Below are 18,182 nucleotides of genomic sequence, written 5' to 3'. Positions count from 1 at the left end.
CAGGTTCGCGCGAACCGTCGGATGTTGGCGATAACATCGGGCAAGAATGCCCGGGACTTTCAGGGAGGAAGACTTGAAAACCACATTGTTCACGACCGCCGCCGTTCTTGCGCTTGGCACCGGCATGGCACAGGCGCAGCTGGTGATCGAACCCGGCAGCGACGACCGCATCAACTGGGCCAGCCTTGAGGAATTCGCCGCCGCCCATCCGGGTCTGGAAGGCGAAAGCTTCGACATCCTGGGCCCTTGGCTGGGCGGCGACCAGGAGCTGTTCCAGTCGGTCATCGCCTATTTCAACGAGGCGACGGGCGCGCAGGCGAATTATTCCGGCTCGGACAGCTTCGAGCAGCAGATCGTCATCGACAGCGAGGCGGGATCGCCTCCCGACATGGCGGTCTTTCCGCAGCCGGGCCTGGCCGCCGATCTGGCGGAACGGGGCTTCCTGCGCCCCCTGGGCGACGAGACGGCGCAATGGATCACCGACAACTACGCGGCGGGTGAAAGCTGGGCCGCGCTTGGCACCTATGCGGGCGCCGACGGGACCGAGGCCCTCTATGCCTTCCCCTACAAGGCCGATGTGAAATCTCTGGTCTGGTACGTGCCCGAGAACTTCGAGGATGCGGGCTACGAGATCCCCGAGACCTATGAGGACCTGAAGACCCTGACCGAGCAGATCGCCGAAGAGGGCGAGACGCCGTGGTGCATCGGTCTGGGATCGGGCGGCGCCACCGGCTGGCCCGCGACGGACTGGGTCGAGGATCTGATGCTGCGCACCTCGACGCCCGAGGATTACGACGCCTGGACCACCAACGCGATGCCCTTCAACGACCCCAAGGTCGTGGCCGCGATCGAGGAATTCGGCTGGTTCGCCAAGAACCCCGATTTCGTGGCGGGCGGCGTGGGCTCGGTCAGCGCGACCGATTTCCGCGAAAGCCCCGCGGGTCTGTTCGCCAGCCCTCCGGGCTGCTACCTGCACCGTCAGGCCAGCTTCATCACGACCTTCTTCCCCGAAGGCACGGTCGTGGGCGAGGATGCGGACTTCTTCTACATGCCCGCCCCCGCCTCGGGCGATCTGGGCCAGCCGGTGCTGGGCGGCGGCACGATGTTCGCCGTGCTGTCGGACAATCCCGCCGCGATGGCCTTCGTCGAGTTCCTGAAGACCCCCGCCGCGCACGAGATCTGGATGGCGCAGCAGGGCTTCGTGACGCCCTTCAGCGGCGCCAATGTCGAGGCCTATGACGATCCCACCGTCCGCCGGATGGGAGAGATCCTGCTGGACGCCACCGTCTTCCGCTTCGACGGGTCGGATCTGATGCCCGGCGCCATCGGTGCGGGCGCCTTCTGGACCGGGATGATCGATTTCGTCGGCGGCGCCCCGGCGCAGGACGTGGCGGATCGCATCCAAGGCACCTGGGCCTCGCTGAACTAAGGGGCCTGTCGGCGCGGCGGTCCGTCCGCCGCGCCCTTTATCTTCAGGGGGGAGACTGGGATGGAATTGCTGTGGTTGGCGGTCAGCACGATCGTGATCGGCGTCTTCGGCTGCGTGGCGTGGTTCTGGGGGTCGAACTGGCTTCTGGACCGGATCTATCCGCCGAGGGGCGCAAAGGCGGGCGACAACATCCGCCGCGCGGGCCAGATCCGGCCCTGGCTGTTTCTGGGCCCGGCGATCCTGTTTCTGTCCATGTATCTGGTCTATCCGGTCCTCGACAGCTTCTGGCGGTCGCTGTTCAACTCGAACGGATCCAGCTTCGTGGGGCTAGACAACTACATCTGGCTGATGGGCGATGCGAAGTTCCGCGAATCCATGGTCAACAACATGATGTGGCTGCTGGTCGTGCCGGCCCTGTCCACCGTCTTCGGCCTGATCGCGGCGCAGCTGACCGACCGGATCAAATGGGGCAATATCGGCAAGTCACTGATCTTCATGCCGATGGCGATCAGCTTCGTCGGCGCGGGCGTCATCTGGAAGTTCATCTATGAATACCGCGCCTCGGGCGAGACGCAGATCGGCCTGCTGAACTGGATCGTCACGCAATTCGGGGGCGAGCCGCAGATCTGGCTGACCCTGCCCGTCTGGAACAACCTGCTGCTGATGATCGTGCTGGTCTGGATCCAGACGGGCTTCGCGATGGTCATCCTGTCCGCCGCCCTGCGCGGCATCCCCGAGGAAACGATCGAGGCCGCGATCCTGGACGGCGCCAGTCCCCTGCAGGTCTTCTTCAAGATCAAGGTGCCGCAGATCATGGGCACCATCGCGGTCGTCTGGACCACCATCACCATCGTCGTGCTGAAGGTCTTTGACATCGTCTTCGTCATGACCAACGGGCAATGGGGCACGCAGGTGCTGGCCAACCTGATGTATGACTGGATGTTCCGCGGCACGCCCGATTACGGGCGCGGCTCGGCCATCGCGATCGTCCTGATGATCCTGGTCACCCCGATCATGGTCTGGAACATTTACAACGCACGCAAGGAGGTCCGCTGATGGAGGGCATGGCCGGACAGAAATCCTCGCTGGTCTGGGTGGTCAACATCTCTGCCTTCCTGCTGGTGCTGTTGTGGACGATCCCGACCCTGGGTCTGTTCGTGTCGTCGTTCCGCGACCGCGACCAGATCTCGACCTCGGGCTGGTGGCAGTCCTTCTCGGGGTCGGAACAGACCGGCTTCGTCCGCACCGGCACCGCCGACGACCAGGTCGAGCGCGACGGGCTCTACGTGATCGAGGGCACCGCGCTGGAGGGCACGCAGGAGCTGACGGCCTGGGGCACCGGCGCCCGCAGCCCCGCCGAGTTCGCCCCCGGGGACACGGTCGAGATCGATCCCGGCGTCAACGTCACCGTGGCCGGGGACGGCACCTATCAGATGACCTCGGCCCAGCCCTTCGAGATGACGCGGGGCGAGCGGATCTTCACCACCACCCTGTCGCCGCCCAGCTTCACCATCGACAATTACAACCGCGTGCTGACGGCGGGGGGCCTGGGCCGCGCCTTCATGAACACGATGACGGTGACGATCCCCGCGACCGTCATCCCGATCCTGATCGCGGCCTTCGCCGCCTATGCGCTGGCCTGGATGCAGTTTCCGGGCCGCGCGCTTCTGACCGCCTGCGTGGTGGGCCTTCTGGTCGTGCCCCTGCAGGTGGCGCTGATCCCGCTTCTGCGGCTGCACAACGAGCTGGGCATCGGCAAGGGATATCTGGGGATCTGGCTGGCCCATACGGGCTTTGGCCTGCCGCTGGCGGTCTATCTGCTGCGAAACTACATGGTCGGCCTGCCGCGCGAGGTGATCGAGAGCGCCCGCGTGGACGGCGCGTCGGAATTCCAGATCTTTCGCCGGATCATCCTGCCGCTGTCTTTCCCCGCCCTGGCCAGCTTTGCCATCTTCCAGTTCCTCTGGGTCTGGAACGATCTGCTGGTCGCCACCGTCTTTCTGGGCAATACGCGCGAACAGCTGGTCATGACCGGCCTTCTGCGCGAACTGATGGGCTCGCGCGGAGGTGAATGGGAGATCCTTGCAACCTCGGCCTTCATCTCGATAGCCGTTCCCTTGCTGGTGTTCTTTGCCATGCAGAAATACCTGGTCCGCGGATTGCTGGCCGGGTCGGTGAAAGGTGGATGACTTGACGGCAACGACGACACAGGCAGCGGTGCAGGCGGGGGATTGGTGGAGGGGCGGGATCATCTATCAGATCTATCCGCGCAGCTTTCAGGACACGACCGGCAGCGGCACTGGCGATCTGGGCGGCATCGCCCAGAGGCTGCCCTATGTCGCCTCGCTTGGCGTGGATGCGGTCTGGATCTCGCCGTTCTTCACCTCGCCGATGAAGGATTTCGGCTATGACGTCGCCGATTATCAGGGCATCGACCCGCTGTTCGGCACGATGGAGGATTTCGACTGGCTGATCGCCAGCGCCCATGATCTGGGCCTGAAGGTCATCATCGACCTGGTCATGTCGCATACCTCGGACCGACATTCCTGGTTCCGCGAAAGCCGGGCCAGCCGGGCCAATCCGAAATCCGACTGGTATGTCTGGGCCGATCCCAAGCCAGACGGAACCGCGCCGAACAACTGGCTGTCGATGTTCGGCGGCAGCGCCTGGCAATGGGATGCGCGGCGGGAACAGTATTACCTGCACAATTTCCTGTCTTCGCAGCCTGACCTGAACTTCCACAATCCCGAGGTGCAGCAGGCGCTTCTGGACATGGCGCGGTTCTGGCTGGACCGGGGCGTCGACGGCTTTCGCCTGGACGTGGTGAACTATTACTTCCACGACCGCGAGTTGCGCGACAACCCGCCCTTGGCGCCCGGGCTGCGCAAGGCCGACACCGCGCCCGCCGTGAACCCCTACAACCACCAGAGCCACAAGTTCAGCAAGTCCCAGCCCGAGAACGTGGCCTTTCTGGAACGGTTTCACCAGACCATCGCGCCCTATGGCGCCTCGGTCGTGGGCGAGATCGGCGACAGCGAACGCGCGCTGGAGCTGCTGGAGGTCTATACCGGCACGCCGGGCCGGGTGCAGATGTCCTATGTCTTCGACTTCCTGTCGGGCACCGACCTGACGGCGGCGCGGGTCGTCGATGTCTTCGACCGGCTCACCAGCCAGGCGCCCAATGCCTGGCCCTGCTGGGCCATGTCGAACCATGACGTGGTGCGCCACATCACCCGCTGGTCGCTGCCCGATCAGGCCGCCAAGGCCTATGCGACCGTGCTTCTGTGCCTGCGCGGCTCGGTCTGCCTCTATCAGGGCGAGGAGCTGGGCCTGCCCGAGGCGGAGTTGCGCCACGAAGAGCTGCGCGACCCTTACGGCATCGAATTCTGGCCCGAATTCAAGGGCCGCGACGGCTGCCGCACGCCGATGGTCTGGGACATGGGCGTGAATGGCGGCTTCTCCACCAGCCAGCCCTGGCTGCCGGTGCCGCACACCCATCTGCAGCGCACCGTCGTGGCCCAGGAGGCCGACGCGCAATCCATGCTGCATCACTACCGGTGGGCCGTCGGCCTGCGCCGCAAGCACAGCGCGCTGCGCGGCGGCACCATGACCGATGTCATGGCCGAGGGGCCGGTCCTGTCCTTCCGCCGGATGGACGACAAGCAGACCCTGCTGATCCGCGCGAACCTGTCCGATGACGAGGCAAGCGGGCTGATGCCGTGGCAGGTCCAGATCATCGAAGGATAGGGGAGGAACCCGCAATGGCCGATCTGAAACTGAGGCATGTCGCCAAGTCCTACGGGGACGTGCAGGTGCTGCGCGACATCGACCTGGACATCACCTCGGGCGAATTCATCGTCTTCGTGGGGCCCTCGGGCTGCGGAAAGTCGACCCTGCTGCGGATGATCGCCGGGCTGGAGCAGATCAGCGACGGCGAGCTGCAGATCGGCGGCCGGGTGATGAACGATATCCCCCCCAGCCAGCGCGGCATCGCAATGGTGTTCCAGTCCTATGCGCTGTACCCGCACATGACGGTGCGCGACAACATGGCCTTTGCCTTGAAGATCGCCGGCCAGTCGAAGGAGCAGATCACCGCCGCCACCGACCGTGCCGGCAAGATGCTGCAGCTGACCCCCTATCTGGACCGCCTGCCCAAGGCCCTGTCGGGCGGCCAGCGCCAGCGCGTGGCCATCGGACGGGCCATCGTGCGCGACCCGCAGGTCTATCTGTTCGACGAGCCGTTGTCGAACCTGGATGCCGCCCTGCGCGTCGCCACCCGGATCGAGATCGCGCAGCTGAAGGCCTCCATGCCCGACCGCACGATGATCTACGTGACCCATGACCAGACCGAGGCGATGACCCTGGCCGACCGCATCGTGGTGCTGGCGGGCGGCGGCATCGCGCAGATCGGCGCGCCGCTGGAGCTGTACGAACGGCCCAGCACCGAATTCGTCGCCCAGTTCATCGGCAGCCCGGCCATGAACCTGCTGCCCGGGCGGGTGAAGACCGTGGGCGCCACGACCCTCGTCGCGCTGGACGGCGGACTGGAGGCCGAGGTCGCCATCCCCACCCGCGCGGGCGATCAGGACATGCCGGTGAACCTGGGCGTCCGCCCCGAGGACATGCGCGTGACCGAGGGCACCCCGGTCTTCGAAAGCACCGTCGATCTGACCGAGGCCCTGGGCGAGGTCACGCTGCTCTATTTCGGCACCAATGCCGACACGGTGCCGATCATCGCCAAGCTGCCGGGCATCCATCCCGACCTCAAGGGCCGCCGCGTGCGCCTGACCGCCGATCCCCATGCGCTGCACCTGTTCCACAAGGGGCAGTCGCTGCTGTATCGCGACGGGCCGCCGCCCGCCTATCAGGCCCGCACGGCCGCCCCCTCGGGCAGCATGGGCAGCACGCCCACAGCCCCGGATGAGAGGGGTGGGGACCGGATCGAGGAAGGGCTGATCAAGCCCGTCGGCCCGGTGCGCTGACCCCGGCGGCGGAGGCGATCAAATTTGCTGATCGCACCGGGAAAACCGTGCTAGGCTGCGCCGACCTTGGGGAGGGGAGGCTTTTGATGCAGCGCAACCATGCGGACCTGGTGGCCGCCAAGTCGCAATCGCCCGGCGCGACCTCGGCCCTGGCGGCCTCGTGGCGGCGCTCGCTGGTCAAGCATGGGCTGGACCCTGCCGACCGACGCCGCCCCGAGCATCTGTCCGCCCCCGAACTGGCCGCACGCCATCAGGCGATGGAGGCGTTCCTGCATGTCGCCGGGCCGCAGCTTGACCACCTGCACGGGCTGGTGGGCCTGTCGGGCTGCAACGTGCTGCTGACAGATGCGCAGGGCGTGGTGCTGGACCAGCGCGTCTCGGACAGCGACGCGGCGCAGTTCCGGGACTGGGGGCTGTGGCGCGGCGCCGTCTGGTCCGAGGCGGCGCAGGGCACCAACGGCATCGGCACCTGCCTGGCCGAGGGGCGGCAGGTCACCATCCACCGCGACGAGCATTTCCACACCCGCAACACCGCCATGTCCTGCATGGACGCGCCGATCTGGGGGCCGGACGGTCGGCTGCTGGCCGCGCTGGATGTCAGCTCTGCGCGCGCCGACCAGACCGAGCGCTACAACCGGCTGATCCAGGCACAGGTCGCCCAGACCGCCCGGGCGATCGAGGCGATGTTCTTCCGCTTCAGCTTTCCCCAGGCGCGGATCGTGATGGCCTCGGACGACCAGACCGACCAGGCGGTGCTGCTGGCCGTGGACCGCGACGACCTGGCCATCGGGGCCACGCGGGCCGCGCGCCGGGTGCTGGGGCTGGAACGCGAGGGCGCGCTGCGGCCGCGCCCCGCCGCCGACCTTCTGGGCCGTCAGGACGAGTTGCGCGGCTTCGACAAGGGCGAGCGCGCCGCCGTCATCCGGGCGCTGGCGCGGGCCTCGGGCAATGTCTCGGCCGCCGCACGGGCCCTGGGAATCGGGCGCGCGACGCTCTACCGGCGCATGGCGCGCTTGGGGATCGGCGATAATCCGGGGGGACTGTCTCAGCCCTGAGACAGCTTCTGCACTGCGGCGTGGATGGCGGCTTGCCACGAATCATGTCGTGCACGATCTTTGCCTCAGGCCCGGACGGGGAGGTCCGGCGACCATCTTCAAGGAGGATTCCGATGCCGAACGACCAGACGCACGAGTTCAAGGGCGTGGGCGTGATGCCCTTCGCCAGCCGCTATGACAACTTCATCGGTGGCAAATGGGTTGCCCCCCGCTCGGGCAAATATTTCACCAACACCACCCCCATCACCGGCGCCCCGATCGGAGAGATCGCCCGGTCGAATGCCGAAGATATCGAGCTGGCCCTGGACGCGGCCCATGCCGCCAAGGATGCCTGGGGCAAGGCCTCGACCACCGAACGCTCGAACGCGCTGCTGCGCATCGCCGACCGGATGGAGCAGAACCTGCAGCTGCTGGCCACCGCCGAGACCTGGGACAACGGCAAGCCGATCCGCGAGACGATGGCCGCCGATCTGCCGCTGGCCGTCGACCATTTCCGCTATTTCGCGGGCGTCCTTCGCGCGCAGGAGGGCGGCATCAGCGAGATCGACAACGACACCATCGCCTATCACTTCCACGAGCCCCTGGGCGTCGTGGGCCAGATCATCCCGTGGAACTTCCCGCTGCTGATGGCCTGCTGGAAGCTGGCCCCGGCGCTGGCCGCAGGCAACTGCGTCGTGCTGAAACCGGCCGAGCAGACCCCGGCGACGATCCTGGTCTTCGCCGAGCTGATCGCCGACATCCTGCCGCCGGGCGTGCTGAACATCGTGAACGGCTTCGGTCTGGAGGCAGGCAAGCCGCTGGCCAGCAATCCGCGCATCTCCAAGATCGCCTTCACCGGGGAAACCACCACCGGCCGGCTGATCATGCAATATGCCGCCGAGAACCTGATCCCGGTGACGCTGGAGCTGGGCGGCAAGTCGCCCAACATCTTCCACGAGGATGTCTGCCGCGAGGATGACGATTTCTTCGACAAGGCGATCGAGGGCTTCGTGATGTTCGCGCTGAACCAGGGCGAGGTCTGCACCTGCCCGTCGCGCGCGCTGATCCATGAAAAGATCTACGACCAGTTCATGGAAAAGGCGCTAAAGCGGGTCGAGGCCATCGTGCAGGGCGATCCGCGCGACAGCGCCACGATGATCGGCGCCCAAGCCTCCAGCGAGCAGATGGAGAAGATCCTGTCCTATTTCGACATCGGTCGGAAGGAAGGGGCCGAGATCCTGACCGGCGGCGACAAGGCCGATCACGGCGGAGAGCTGTCGGGCGGCTATTACATCAAGCCGACGGTCTTCAAGGGCCACAACAAGATGCGGGTCTTCCAGGAAGAGATCTTCGGCCCGGTCGTGTCCGTGACCACCTTCAAGGACCATGACGAGGCGCTGTCGATCGCCAATGACACGCTCTACGGTCTGGGCGCGGGCCTGTGGTCGCGCGACGCGAACACCTGCTATCGCTTCGGCCGGGCCATCCAGGCGGGCCGGGTCTGGACGAACTGCTATCACGCCTATCCGGCCCATGCGGCCTTCGGCGGCTACAAGCAGTCCGGCATCGGGCGCGAGAACCATCGCATGATGCTGGACCATTACCAGCAGACCAAGAACATGCTGGTCAGCTACAGCCCCAAGAAGCTGGGCTTCTTCTGATCCGGGCGCGGGGGCCTTCGGGTCCCCGCAACCTCCGCCCCCCATGCCGCGTTGAGCCGGACCGCCACCAAGAGACGCGCGCCATGCCCAAGGATGCCATCATCGACCCCGAGGACGCCGCGATCAGCGCGGGCCTCGTCTATGTCAACGACGACATACCGGGCATCCGCCGGGTCCGGGCGGGCAAGAGCTTTTCCTATCGCGATGCGCAGGGGCAGACGATCACCGACCGGGCGACGCGGAAGCGGCTGGCCGCGCTGGCCGTGCCGCCCGCCTATACCGATGTCTGGATCTGTCCCGATCCGCAGGGCCATATCCTGGCCACCGGCCGCGATGCCAAGGGGCGCAAGCAATATCGCTATCACCCCGGCTTCCGCGAGATCCGCGACGGCACCAAATACGATCGCATGCTGGATTTCGCCCAGGTGCTGCCCGGCCTTCGCGCGCGGGTCGATGCCGACATGGCGCGGCGCGGTCTGCCGCCCGAGAAGGTGCTGGCGACCATCGTCTTCCTTCTGGAAAACACCATGATCCGGGTCGGCAATGCCACCTATGCCAAGCAGAACAAGTCGCACGGCCTGACCACCCTGCGCGCCCGCCACGTCTCGCTGGAAGGCAACCGCATCCGATTCCGCTTCAAGGGCAAGTCGGGCAAGGACTGGGATCTGGGCCTGCGCGACCGCCGCGTGGCGCGGATCATTCGGGCGGTGCAGGAGCTTCCCGGCCAGCATCTGTTCCAATATGTCGACGAGGACGGCACCCGCCATCAGGTGACCTCGGGCGACGTGAACGCCTATCTGCGCGACATCACCGGCCGCCATGTCACCGCCAAGGACTTCCGCACCTGGACGGGCACGGTCCTGGCCGCGCTGGCCCTGTCGGAATACGAGAAGGCCGACAGCGAGGCCGCCGCCAAGCGCAATGTCCGCGACGCGATCGAGACGGTCGCGGCCAGGCTGGGCAACACCCCCACCATCTGCCGCAAATGCTATGTCCATCCGCAGATCATCGACGGCTATCTGGCCCATGACCTGAAGCTGGACCTGCAGGGCGAGATCGCGCAGACCCTGACCCATGACGACCTGCGCCCCGAGGAAAAGCAGGTCCTGACATTCCTGAGGAGGAGACTGAAGCCATGAGCACCGTCACCGCGACCCCCGACGCCCTGCGCCTGATCGACGAGATCGTGGCCGATCACGGCCCGGTCCTGTTCCACCAGTCGGGGGGCTGCTGCGACGGCTCGTCGCCCATGTGCTATCCGCAGGACGATTTCCGCATCGGAGACCGCGACGTGAAGCTGGGCGAGATCGGCGGCGCGCCTTTCTACATCTCGGCCAGCCAGGCCGAGGCCTGGAAGCATACCGATCTGATCATCGACGTCGTGCCCGGAAGGGGCGGCATGTTCAGCTTGGATAACGGGCGCGAGAAGCGCTTCCTCACCCGGTCCGAGATGTGCAGCATCTGACGCCTGCGCGGCGTTGTGACCGGGCCCGGCCTGCGCTAGACAGTCGGTGATCCAGAAAAAGGTGCCCCATGACCCATAGCGTCTTCATCGATGGCGAGGCCGGAACGACCGGCCTGCAGATCCGCGACCGCCTGATGGGGCGCGACGACATCCGTCTGGTGCAGCTGGACCCCGCCCACCGCAAGGACCCCGCCGCCCGCGCCGATTGCTTCGCCGAGGCCGATGTGGCGATCCTCTGCCTGCCCGACGATGCGGCGCGCGAGGCCGTGGCGCTGACCGCCGACATGTCCGTGCGGCTGATCGATGCCTCGACCGCGCATCGGATCCACCCGGACTGGGTCTTCGGCTTTCCCGAACTGGCCCCCGAGATGCGCGAGATGATCGCGGCGGCGCGGTTCGTCAGCAATCCGGGCTGCTATTCCACGGGCTCGATCGCCATCATCGCGCCCCTGGTCGCAGCCGGGCTGATCGAGGAGACCCAGGCCCTGACCCTCAATGCCGTCAGCGGCTATACCGGCGGCGGCAAGGCGCTGGTTGCGGAATACGAGGCGGGCACCGCGCCGGTGCAGTTCATCTATGGGCTGGACCAGCGCCACAAGCACATCCCCGAGATCATGACCCATGGCGGGCTGCTGCTGCAGCCGGTCTTCGCGCCCTCGGTCGGGAATTTCGCGCAGGGCATGGCCGTGCAGCTGCCCTTGCATCTGGACGACGACCGCAGTGTGGCGTCGCTGCATCAGGCGCTGGCCGACCATTACGCGGGCGAGGCCTTCGTGCAGGTGGTTCCCGCCGCCGAGCTGGGTGGTCGCATCGATCCCACCGCGATGAACGGCACCAACCGGATGCGCCTCAGCGTGCATGGCGATGACGAGACCGGATGCGCGACGGTCATCGCGGTGCTGGACAATCTGGGCAAGGGCGCCTCGGGCGCGGCGGTGCAGAACCTGAACATCATGCTGGGCCTGCCCGAGGATGCGGGGCTGTAGCCCCGCACCCGCCCGGGTCATGGAAACGTTCTTGTCCGAAAATCACGTTTGACAACCCAAGCGCTGATCGACCTACATATGCTCTGTATAAGTCAATGGTAACACGTCGGATTTGCGATGCGCTTTGCAGGAGCACGCCCCATGGCTAGGTTGACCGCCTATACCCCGTTCGATCAGTCCGCGATCGATCTGAGCCCGATCCATCATTACGGGATCGACATCATCGGCGCGCCGGAATTTGTCGATGACGGCTTCGTCGAGATCCGGGGCACCCGCTATGAAGATATTATCCAGGTCGAGTTCATGTCCGAAGACTTTCCCCGTCTGGCCATCTTTGGCGGGTCCGGCTTTCGGATGACGGACAACCGTGATGTCGTGGCGGGCACGGTGACGGCCTTTTTCGAGCTGGGCTATGACAGGGGAAGCCAGACCTTCCCGATTCTCGACATCACCGGTCTGAGCCTACCGGCGCGAGATGTCGACCAAGCCGTCGTCTCGATCGGGCGGAGCGATGATTTCGCGCTGCTGTCGCGGGCCTTCGCGGGCAATGATGTCTTTTCGCTCAGCCAGGGCAACGACCGGGCCTTCGGTCTGGCCGGCAATGACACGATGTCGGGGCGCGGCGGCCATGACACCCTGTTCGGCGGCGCCGGAAACGACGTGCTGAACGGCGGCACGGGGAATGACATGCTGTATGGCGGCACCGGGGCGGACCGGCTGTTCGGCGGGTCGGGCAATGACCGTCTGGCCCTGGATGCGGGCGATGACCTGATCGACGGCGGCACCGGGATCGACTGGATCACGGCGCAGGGCGCGCGGGCGGTGCGGGTCGATCTGGCCCTCGCCTCGCGCCAGGACACGGGGATGGGCCGGGACATCATCCGCAACATCGAGAATGCCCAGGGCGGCGCGGGCAACGACGTCCTGATGGGAAATGCGCGGGCCAATGCCCTGCAGGGCGGCGCGGGCAACGACCAGCTGATCGGCCGGGGCGGCGCGGATCGGCTGTTCGGCGGCGCCGGGGCGGACACGCTGCTGGGCGGGCAGGGCAAGGACAGGCTGGACGGCGGAACCGGGGCGGACCGGCTGCTGGGGGGCCTCGACCGCGACCGACTTCTGGGCGGTGCCGGAAACGACACGCTGATCGGCGGGGCGGGGGCGGATGTGCTGACCGGAGGCGCGGGCGCCGACATCTTCGTCTTCCGCACCCTGGCCGACAGCCGCGTGGGTCAGGCCGACCTGATCACCGATTTCCGCAACGGCACCGACCGGATCGACCTGCGCCCCATCGACGCCGACGGGCGCAGCCCCGGCAACCAGGCCTTCGACTTCGAGGGCTTCGGCGCCCTCCAGCCCGGCGCTGCGGGCCAGCTGACCTTCCGCCATGTCCAGACCGGCGGCGGGCGGGAGACGCGGGTCCTGCTGGACACGGATGGCGACGGTCGCGCCGAGGGGATCATCCGCCTGTCCGGCGCGCTGACCCTGACCGAGAGCGATTTCTTCCTCTGATCTGCCCGATTTCCGGGCATCTGCGATCTGCGGCGCCGTTGCGGGCGCCGCGACCTTGCCAAGCCGCGATCGGCGGGCCTCTGGTAACGTCATGGAACGGCTGTCAATCATCGTGGTGGAGCGCGACCGGGACCGGGCGCTGAAGATCGTCGACGGGCTGCGTGCCTCGGGCGATCACCTGGTGACGGTGATCGCCGAGGAAACCGGTCTGGCCCGCCGCATCGCCGAACAGCAGCCCGACATCGTGCTGATCGACGTGGCCGACCCCTCGCGCGACGTGCTGGAGGAGCTGGCGCTGGTCTCGGGCCCGCTGGAGCGTCCGGTGGCGATGTTCGTCGACCGCTCGGACGAGCAGCTGACCCGCGCGGCGATCGAGGCGGGCGTGTCGGCCTATGTCGTGGACGGGCTGCACACCGACCGCATCAAGCCGATCCTGGATGCCGCCATCGCCCGGTTCCACATGTTCCGAAAGATGCGCGCCGAACTGGCCGCCACCAAGGCCGCGCTGGAGGAGCGCAAGATCATCGACCGCGCCAAGGCCATCCTGATGAAGGCGCGCGGCATCGACGAAGAGGCCGCCTATGCCCTGCTGCGCAAGACCGCGATGGATCAGAAGCGCCGCGTGGCCGATATCGCGCAGCAACTGGTGATGGCGGCGGGCCTGCTGACATGACCGACCGCCTGCGCCTTGGCTATGTGCCGCTGACCGATGCCGCGACCCTGATCATCGCGCAGGAGCTGGGCTTTGCCGCCGAAGAGGGGCTGGCGCTGGATCTGGTCCGGGTGGACAGCTGGGCGCAAAGCCGCGATCTGCTGGGCACCGGGGCCCTCGATGCGGCGCATATGCTGGTGCCCATGCCCATCGCGCAAAGCTTGGGGCTGGGGCCTGCCTATCCCGCGTTCGATCTGCTGATGATCCTGTCGCAGGGCGGGCAGGCCATCGCCGTCTCGAAGGCGATCGAGGAGCGCCTACGCGATCAGGGCCACGACTTCGATTTCCACGATCCCATCGCCGCGCGGGACGCGCTGGAACGTGCCCATTCCGGCGTCCTGCGCGTGGGCGTTCCGTTTCCCTTCTCGACCCATGCCGAGCTGGTGCGCCACTGGCTGCAGAACACCCCCCTGTCGGCGCGGCTTCAGGTGCACACCGTCCCGCCCCCGCAGATGGCCGATGCGCTGGCCTCGGGCGAGGTCGACGCCTTTTGCGTCGGCGAGCCTTGGGCCTCCTTCGCGGTCGAGCGGGGGGTGGGCGCGCTGCTGCTGCCGGGCCGGGCGATCTGGGCGGCGGCGCCTGAAAAGGGGCTGGTGACGACCCGCGCCTTTGCGGACACGCGCCCCGAGGCGACGGGGCGGCTGATGCGGGCCCTGTGGCGGGCTGGGCGCTGGCTGGACCGGCCCGGCAATCGCGGCACCGCGGCCGAGATCCTGTCGCGCGCCGATTACCTGAACCTGTCGCCCGAACTGTGCGAGCGCGGCCTTCTGGGCCGCCTGCACGTCACCTCGACCGGAGAGCTGCGCGATTTCCCCGACTTCATCCGCTTTCATGCCGAGGGCGCGACCTTTCCCTGGCGCAGCATCGCCGCGATGATGGGCGCCTGGATGGCCGCGCGCCATGGGCTGGACCCGGGCGCTGCGGCGGCGAAGGCGGCAGAGTGTTTCCGCACCGACCTCTATCGCCGCCACCTGCGCGAGGCGGGTGCGCATCTGCCCGGTGCCTCGGCCCGGATCGAGGGCGCCATGCGCGCGCCGACGCAGGTCGCCGCCGAACAGGGGCGGATGATTCTGGGCGCCGATGCCTTCTTCGACGGCCATGTCTTCGACCCGGCGTTTCCGACGCGCTGAAATCGCGGGCAGGCTGCCCTGTTCGGCAGCGATGGCGCGATGATCGCCCGCCCCCTGCGTCGAAAGCATTGACCGGCCGGCACCCGCTGGCGATGGTTGATGAAAGGCGGATGCAACGGCGCACCGCGTTTCGATCTGCCCGCAAGGACGCGGGCTCCCCATTACGGCAATGTCGCCACCTGTTCGTGCCCCCACCTTGGGGCGGCGACCGGTGGCTTTTCGCGTTTTCGCGCCCGCCCCCCGCTGTCGGGGGCCAGCCAAGGATAAGCCCGATGAGCTTGATCAAACCGCCCTCCCGCCGTCGTTTCCTGCAAGCCACCGGCGCGCTGGCCACCCTGGCCGCCGCCCGCCTGGCCCTGCCCGGTGGGGCCTGGGCCGCCACCCCCGGCACCCCCGAGGTGACCGGCTGCACCCTGGGCTACATTGCCCTGACCGACAGCGCGCCGCTGATCATCGCCGTCGAGAAGGGCTTCTTCGCCAAGCATGGCATGCCCGACGTGCTGGTCGAAAAGCAGGCCAGCTGGGGTGCCACGCGCGACAACATGGCGCTCGGCTCGGCCTCGGGCGGGATCGATGGCGGGCATATCCTGCGGCCCAAGGTGCATCTCTATTCCACCGGCAGCGTCATGCAGAACAGCCAGTCCCTTCCGATGTACACGCTGCTGAACCTGAACGAGGACGGGCAGGGCCTGTCCGTGCGCCAGGATTATGCCGACAGCGGCGTGGGCCTCGACTCCAGCCCGCTGAAGGAGATCTTCGCCGCCCGCCGCGCCGCCGGCGAGGAGATCCCGGTCGCCATGACCTTCCCCGGCGGCACGCATGACCTGTGGATGCGCTACTGGCTGGCCGCCGGCGGCATCGACCCGACCCAGGAGGTCGACCTGATCGTCGTGCCGCCCCCGCAGATGGTCGCCAACATGAAGGTCGGCAACATGGAGGCCTTCTGCGTGGGCGAGCCGTGGAACGAGCAGCTGGTCAACCAGAACATCGGCTTCACCGCCGCCACCACCGGAGAGCTGTGGGCGCGCCACCCCGAGAAGGTGCTGGGCATGCGCGCCGATTGGGTCGACGCCAACCCCAACGCCACGATCGCCGTCATGATGGCGGTGATGGAGGCGCAGATGTGGTGCGACCTGCCCGAGAACAAGCAGGAGATGGCCGAGATCATCGGTCGCCGCCAATGGTACAACGTCCCCGTCGCGGACATCGTCGGCCGCATCCAAGGCCAGATCAACTATGGCAATGGCAGGAACGAGATGCGCCCCGAGCTGGCGATGAAGTTCTGGGGCGAGAACGGCGAGACCTCCTATCCGTGGAAGTCGCTGGATGCCTGGTTCATCACCGAGAACAAGCGGTGGGGCTATCTGCCCGGCGATCTGGACACGGCCGCGCTGGTCGATGCGACCAACCGCAGCGACCTGTGGCTGGCAGCGGCGGCGGGTCTGGGCCTGACGGTCGATTTCGGCGACAGCCGCGGCGTCGAGACCTTCTTCGACGGCAAGATCTTCGACCCCGCCGACCCGCAGGCCTATCTGGACGCTCAGTCCATCAAGGCGATGGTGTGAGGGAGATGGCCGTGAACGTGACCACCCTCAAGCGCAAGCTGGACCTGACCCCCAAGCCCGCAGCCCCCGTCGTGGCGCTGCCCCCCCGCACCCCCGACCGTCTGGCGCCTTGGCGCAAGCGCGGGCGCGCGCTGGTCGATGCCGTCCTGCCGCCGCTCGTGGTGCTGGTCGTGCTGCTGACCATCTGGCAGGTCGGCGCCTCGGGCGAGGGCAGCGGCCTGCCGACCCCGGTGCAGGTCTGGATCGACAGCGGCTTTCTGTTCATGGAGCCGTTCTACGTCTACGGCACGCAGGACATCGGCCTGGGCTGGCGTGTCCTGACCTCGCTCGAGCGGGTCTTCTACGGCTTCGGCCTCGCGGCCGTGGTGGGCGTGCTGACCGGCGCGGTCATCGGGCAATCGGCGCTGATGATGCGCGGCTTCGATCCGATCTTCCAGATCCTGCGCACGGTGCCCCCCTTGGCCTGGCTGCCCATCAGCCTGGCGGCCTTCATGGACAGCGGGCCGAGCGCGATCTTCGTGATCTTCATCACCGCGATCTGGCCCGTCATCATCAACACCGCCGCGGGCGTGCGCGCCATCCCGCAGGATTACCGCAACGTCGCCGCCGTCCTGCGCCTGAACCAGGTCGAGTTCTTCTGGAAGATCATGGTCCCCGCCGCCGCCCCCTACATCTTCTCAGGGCTCCGCATCGGGGTCGGCCTCTCGTGGCTGGCCATCGTCGCGGCCGAGATGCTGACCGGCGGCGTGGGCATCGGCTTCTTCATCTGGGATGCGTGGAATTCCTCGCGGCTCAGCGACATCATCGTGGCCCTGGCCTATATCGGCGGCACGGGCTTCATCCTGGATCGTCTGGTCGGCTGGATCGGACGCGTCGTCTCTCGCGGCACGGCCGTGTAAGGGGAATGACCATGAAATACCTGCAAATCGAGCATCTGTCCAAGACCTTCGTGAACGGGGCCAAGACGGCGCATGTGCTGTCCGACATCAACCTGACCATCGAAAAGGGCGAATTCGTCAGCATCATCGGCCATTCCGGCTGCGGGAAATCCACCCTGCTGAACCTGATCGCCGGGCTGACCGACGTGACCACCGGCGGCATCCTGCTGGACGGGCGCGAGGTCAACGCGCCCGGCCCCGACCGCGCCGTGGTGTTCCAGAACCACAGCCTGCTGCCGTGGCTGTCGGTCTATGACAACATCAAGCTGGCGGTGACCAAGGTCTTCGGATCGTCCAAGACCAAGGCGCAGCGCCACGACTGGATCATGCAGAACTTGGATCTGGTCCAGATGAGCCATGCCGCCGACAAGCGCCCGGCCGAGATCTCGGGCGGGATGCGCCAGCGCGTGGGCATCGCCCGGGCGCTTGCGATGGAGCCCAAGGTCCTGCTGCTGGACGAACCCTTCGGCGCGCTGGACGCCCTGACCCGCGCGCATCTGCAGGACGCGGTGATGGACATCCACAGCCGGCTTGGCAACACGATGATCATGATCACCCATGACGTGGACGAGGCCGTGCTGCTGGCCGACCGCATCGTCATGATGACCAACGGCCCCGCCGCCACCATCGGCGAGGTGCTGACCGTCCCGCTGGCCCGCCCCCGCGACCGCATCGCCCTGGCCAGCCGGCCCGATTACGTGAAGGCGCGCGAGGCCGTGCTGCGGTTCCTCTACGAACGTCACCGCTTCGTCGAAGCAGCGGAGTAAGCCC

16 protein-coding genes are annotated in these 18,182 nt (G+C 67.1%); all 16 read left to right on the top strand.

Translation table 11 applies throughout. The features are described from left to right. The first annotated feature begins 73 nt into the window (after positions 1–73). Positions 74–1,429 carry an ABC transporter substrate-binding protein gene (locus FA743_RS08250; protein ID WP_425467178.1) on the top strand — a complete coding sequence of 452 codons (1,356 nt, stop codon included), beginning with the start codon at positions 74–76 and terminating at the stop codon, positions 1,427–1,429. A gap of 60 nt (positions 1,430–1,489) precedes the next feature. Beyond that, a complete protein-coding gene (locus FA743_RS08245) occupies positions 1,490–2,485 on the top strand; it encodes a carbohydrate ABC transporter permease (protein WP_136885468.1) in 996 nt (331 codons plus the stop codon). After that, positions 2,485–3,618 (top strand): carbohydrate ABC transporter permease, encoded by a 1,134-nt coding sequence (locus FA743_RS08240; protein ID WP_136885466.1) that lies wholly within the window; start codon positions 2,485–2,487, stop codon positions 3,616–3,618. The genes FA743_RS08245 and FA743_RS08240 overlap by 1 nt, the downstream gene beginning before the upstream one ends. Beyond that, positions 3,611–5,176: an alpha-amylase family glycosyl hydrolase gene (locus FA743_RS08235; protein WP_136885464.1), complete on the top strand. Its 1,566-nt coding sequence runs from the start codon at positions 3,611–3,613 to the stop codon at positions 5,174–5,176. The genes FA743_RS08240 and FA743_RS08235 overlap by 8 nt, the downstream gene beginning before the upstream one ends. Before the next feature lie 14 nt (positions 5,177–5,190). Further along, positions 5,191–6,411, top strand: a complete 1,221-nt coding sequence (locus tag FA743_RS08230) for an ABC transporter ATP-binding protein (protein ID WP_136885462.1) — start codon at positions 5,191–5,193, stop codon at positions 6,409–6,411. Positions 6,412–6,497: 86 nt separating this feature from the next. Beyond that, complete coding sequence (locus FA743_RS08225) at positions 6,498–7,466, top strand: GAF domain-containing protein (protein ID WP_211242219.1); 969 nt, start codon at positions 6,498–6,500, stop codon at positions 7,464–7,466. 113 nt (positions 7,467–7,579) lie between these two features. Then, complete coding sequence (gene adh, locus FA743_RS08220; RefSeq protein WP_136885460.1) at positions 7,580–9,106, top strand: aldehyde dehydrogenase; 1,527 nt, start codon at positions 7,580–7,582, stop codon at positions 9,104–9,106. A gap of 83 nt (positions 9,107–9,189) precedes the next feature. Beyond that, positions 9,190–10,245 (top strand): DNA topoisomerase IB, encoded by a 1,056-nt coding sequence (locus FA743_RS08215; RefSeq protein WP_136885458.1) that lies wholly within the window; start codon positions 9,190–9,192, stop codon positions 10,243–10,245. Further along, a complete protein-coding gene (locus FA743_RS08210) occupies positions 10,242–10,571 on the top strand; it encodes a DUF779 domain-containing protein (protein ID WP_136885456.1) in 330 nt (109 codons plus the stop codon). Before FA743_RS08215 ends, FA743_RS08210 begins: the two co-directional genes overlap by 4 nt. A 68-nt stretch (positions 10,572–10,639) precedes the next feature. Further along, positions 10,640–11,557 carry an N-acetyl-gamma-glutamyl-phosphate reductase gene (gene argC / locus FA743_RS08205; protein ID WP_136885454.1) on the top strand — a complete coding sequence of 306 codons (918 nt, stop codon included), beginning with the start codon at positions 10,640–10,642 and terminating at the stop codon, positions 11,555–11,557. A gap of 141 nt (positions 11,558–11,698) precedes the next feature. After that, complete coding sequence (locus FA743_RS08200; RefSeq protein WP_169308814.1) at positions 11,699–13,066, top strand: calcium-binding protein; 1,368 nt, start codon at positions 11,699–11,701, stop codon at positions 13,064–13,066. Positions 13,067–13,157: 91 nt separating this feature from the next. Next, positions 13,158–13,739: an ANTAR domain-containing response regulator gene (locus FA743_RS08195; RefSeq protein ID WP_136885450.1), complete on the top strand. Its 582-nt coding sequence runs from the start codon at positions 13,158–13,160 to the stop codon at positions 13,737–13,739. Continuing rightward, entirely contained in the window at positions 13,736–14,908 is a 1,173-nt protein-coding gene (locus FA743_RS08190; protein WP_136885448.1) for an ABC transporter substrate-binding protein, read from the top strand. Before FA743_RS08195 ends, FA743_RS08190 begins: the two co-directional genes overlap by 4 nt. A gap of 272 nt (positions 14,909–15,180) precedes the next feature. Beyond that, complete coding sequence (locus tag FA743_RS08185) at positions 15,181–16,473, top strand: CmpA/NrtA family ABC transporter substrate-binding protein (protein ID WP_136885447.1); 1,293 nt, start codon at positions 15,181–15,183, stop codon at positions 16,471–16,473. A gap of 11 nt (positions 16,474–16,484) precedes the next feature. After that, entirely contained in the window at positions 16,485–17,372 is an 888-nt protein-coding gene (gene ntrB / locus FA743_RS08180) for a nitrate ABC transporter permease (RefSeq protein WP_211242218.1), read from the top strand. An 11-nt stretch (positions 17,373–17,383) separates the two neighbouring features. Next, positions 17,384–18,178 (top strand): ABC transporter ATP-binding protein, encoded by a 795-nt coding sequence (locus FA743_RS08175; protein ID WP_211242217.1) that lies wholly within the window; start codon positions 17,384–17,386, stop codon positions 18,176–18,178. Positions 18,179–18,182: the final 4 nt, after the last annotated feature.

This window comes from Paracoccus gahaiensis (assembly GCF_005048225.1).
In the GTDB taxonomy this organism is placed as follows: domain Bacteria; phylum Pseudomonadota; class Alphaproteobacteria; order Rhodobacterales; family Rhodobacteraceae; genus Paracoccus; species Paracoccus gahaiensis.
Note: the sequence above shows the minus strand (reverse complement) of the source record. Positions and strands in the feature narration are given on the sequence as shown.

Bases quoted from the DNA above. Each gene is read 5' to 3' on its own strand.
- FA743_RS08245 (WP_136885468.1), top strand. From the start codon at position 1,490: ATGGAATTGCTGTGGTTGGCGGTCAGCACGATCGTGATCGGCGTCTTC.
- FA743_RS08240 (WP_136885466.1), top strand. From the start codon at position 2,485: ATGGAGGGCATGGCCGGACAGAAATCCTCGCTGGTCTGGGTGGTCAAC.
- FA743_RS08230 (WP_136885462.1), top strand. From the start codon at position 5,191: ATGGCCGATCTGAAACTGAGGCATGTCGCCAAGTCCTACGGGGACGTG.
- FA743_RS08225 (WP_211242219.1), top strand. From the start codon at position 6,498: ATGCAGCGCAACCATGCGGACCTGGTGGCCGCCAAGTCGCAATCGCCC.
- adh (WP_136885460.1), top strand. From the start codon at position 7,580: ATGCCGAACGACCAGACGCACGAGTTCAAGGGCGTGGGCGTGATGCCC.
- FA743_RS08215 (WP_136885458.1), top strand. From the start codon at position 9,190: ATGCCCAAGGATGCCATCATCGACCCCGAGGACGCCGCGATCAGCGCG.
- FA743_RS08210 (WP_136885456.1), top strand. From the start codon at position 10,242: ATGAGCACCGTCACCGCGACCCCCGACGCCCTGCGCCTGATCGACGAG.
- argC (WP_136885454.1), top strand. From the start codon at position 10,640: ATGACCCATAGCGTCTTCATCGATGGCGAGGCCGGAACGACCGGCCTG.
- FA743_RS08200 (WP_169308814.1), top strand. From the start codon at position 11,699: ATGGCTAGGTTGACCGCCTATACCCCGTTCGATCAGTCCGCGATCGAT.
- FA743_RS08195 (WP_136885450.1), top strand. From the start codon at position 13,158: ATGGAACGGCTGTCAATCATCGTGGTGGAGCGCGACCGGGACCGGGCG.
- FA743_RS08190 (WP_136885448.1), top strand. From the start codon at position 13,736: ATGACCGACCGCCTGCGCCTTGGCTATGTGCCGCTGACCGATGCCGCG.
- FA743_RS08185 (WP_136885447.1), top strand. From the start codon at position 15,181: ATGAGCTTGATCAAACCGCCCTCCCGCCGTCGTTTCCTGCAAGCCACC.
- FA743_RS08175 (WP_211242217.1), top strand. From the start codon at position 17,384: ATGAAATACCTGCAAATCGAGCATCTGTCCAAGACCTTCGTGAACGGG.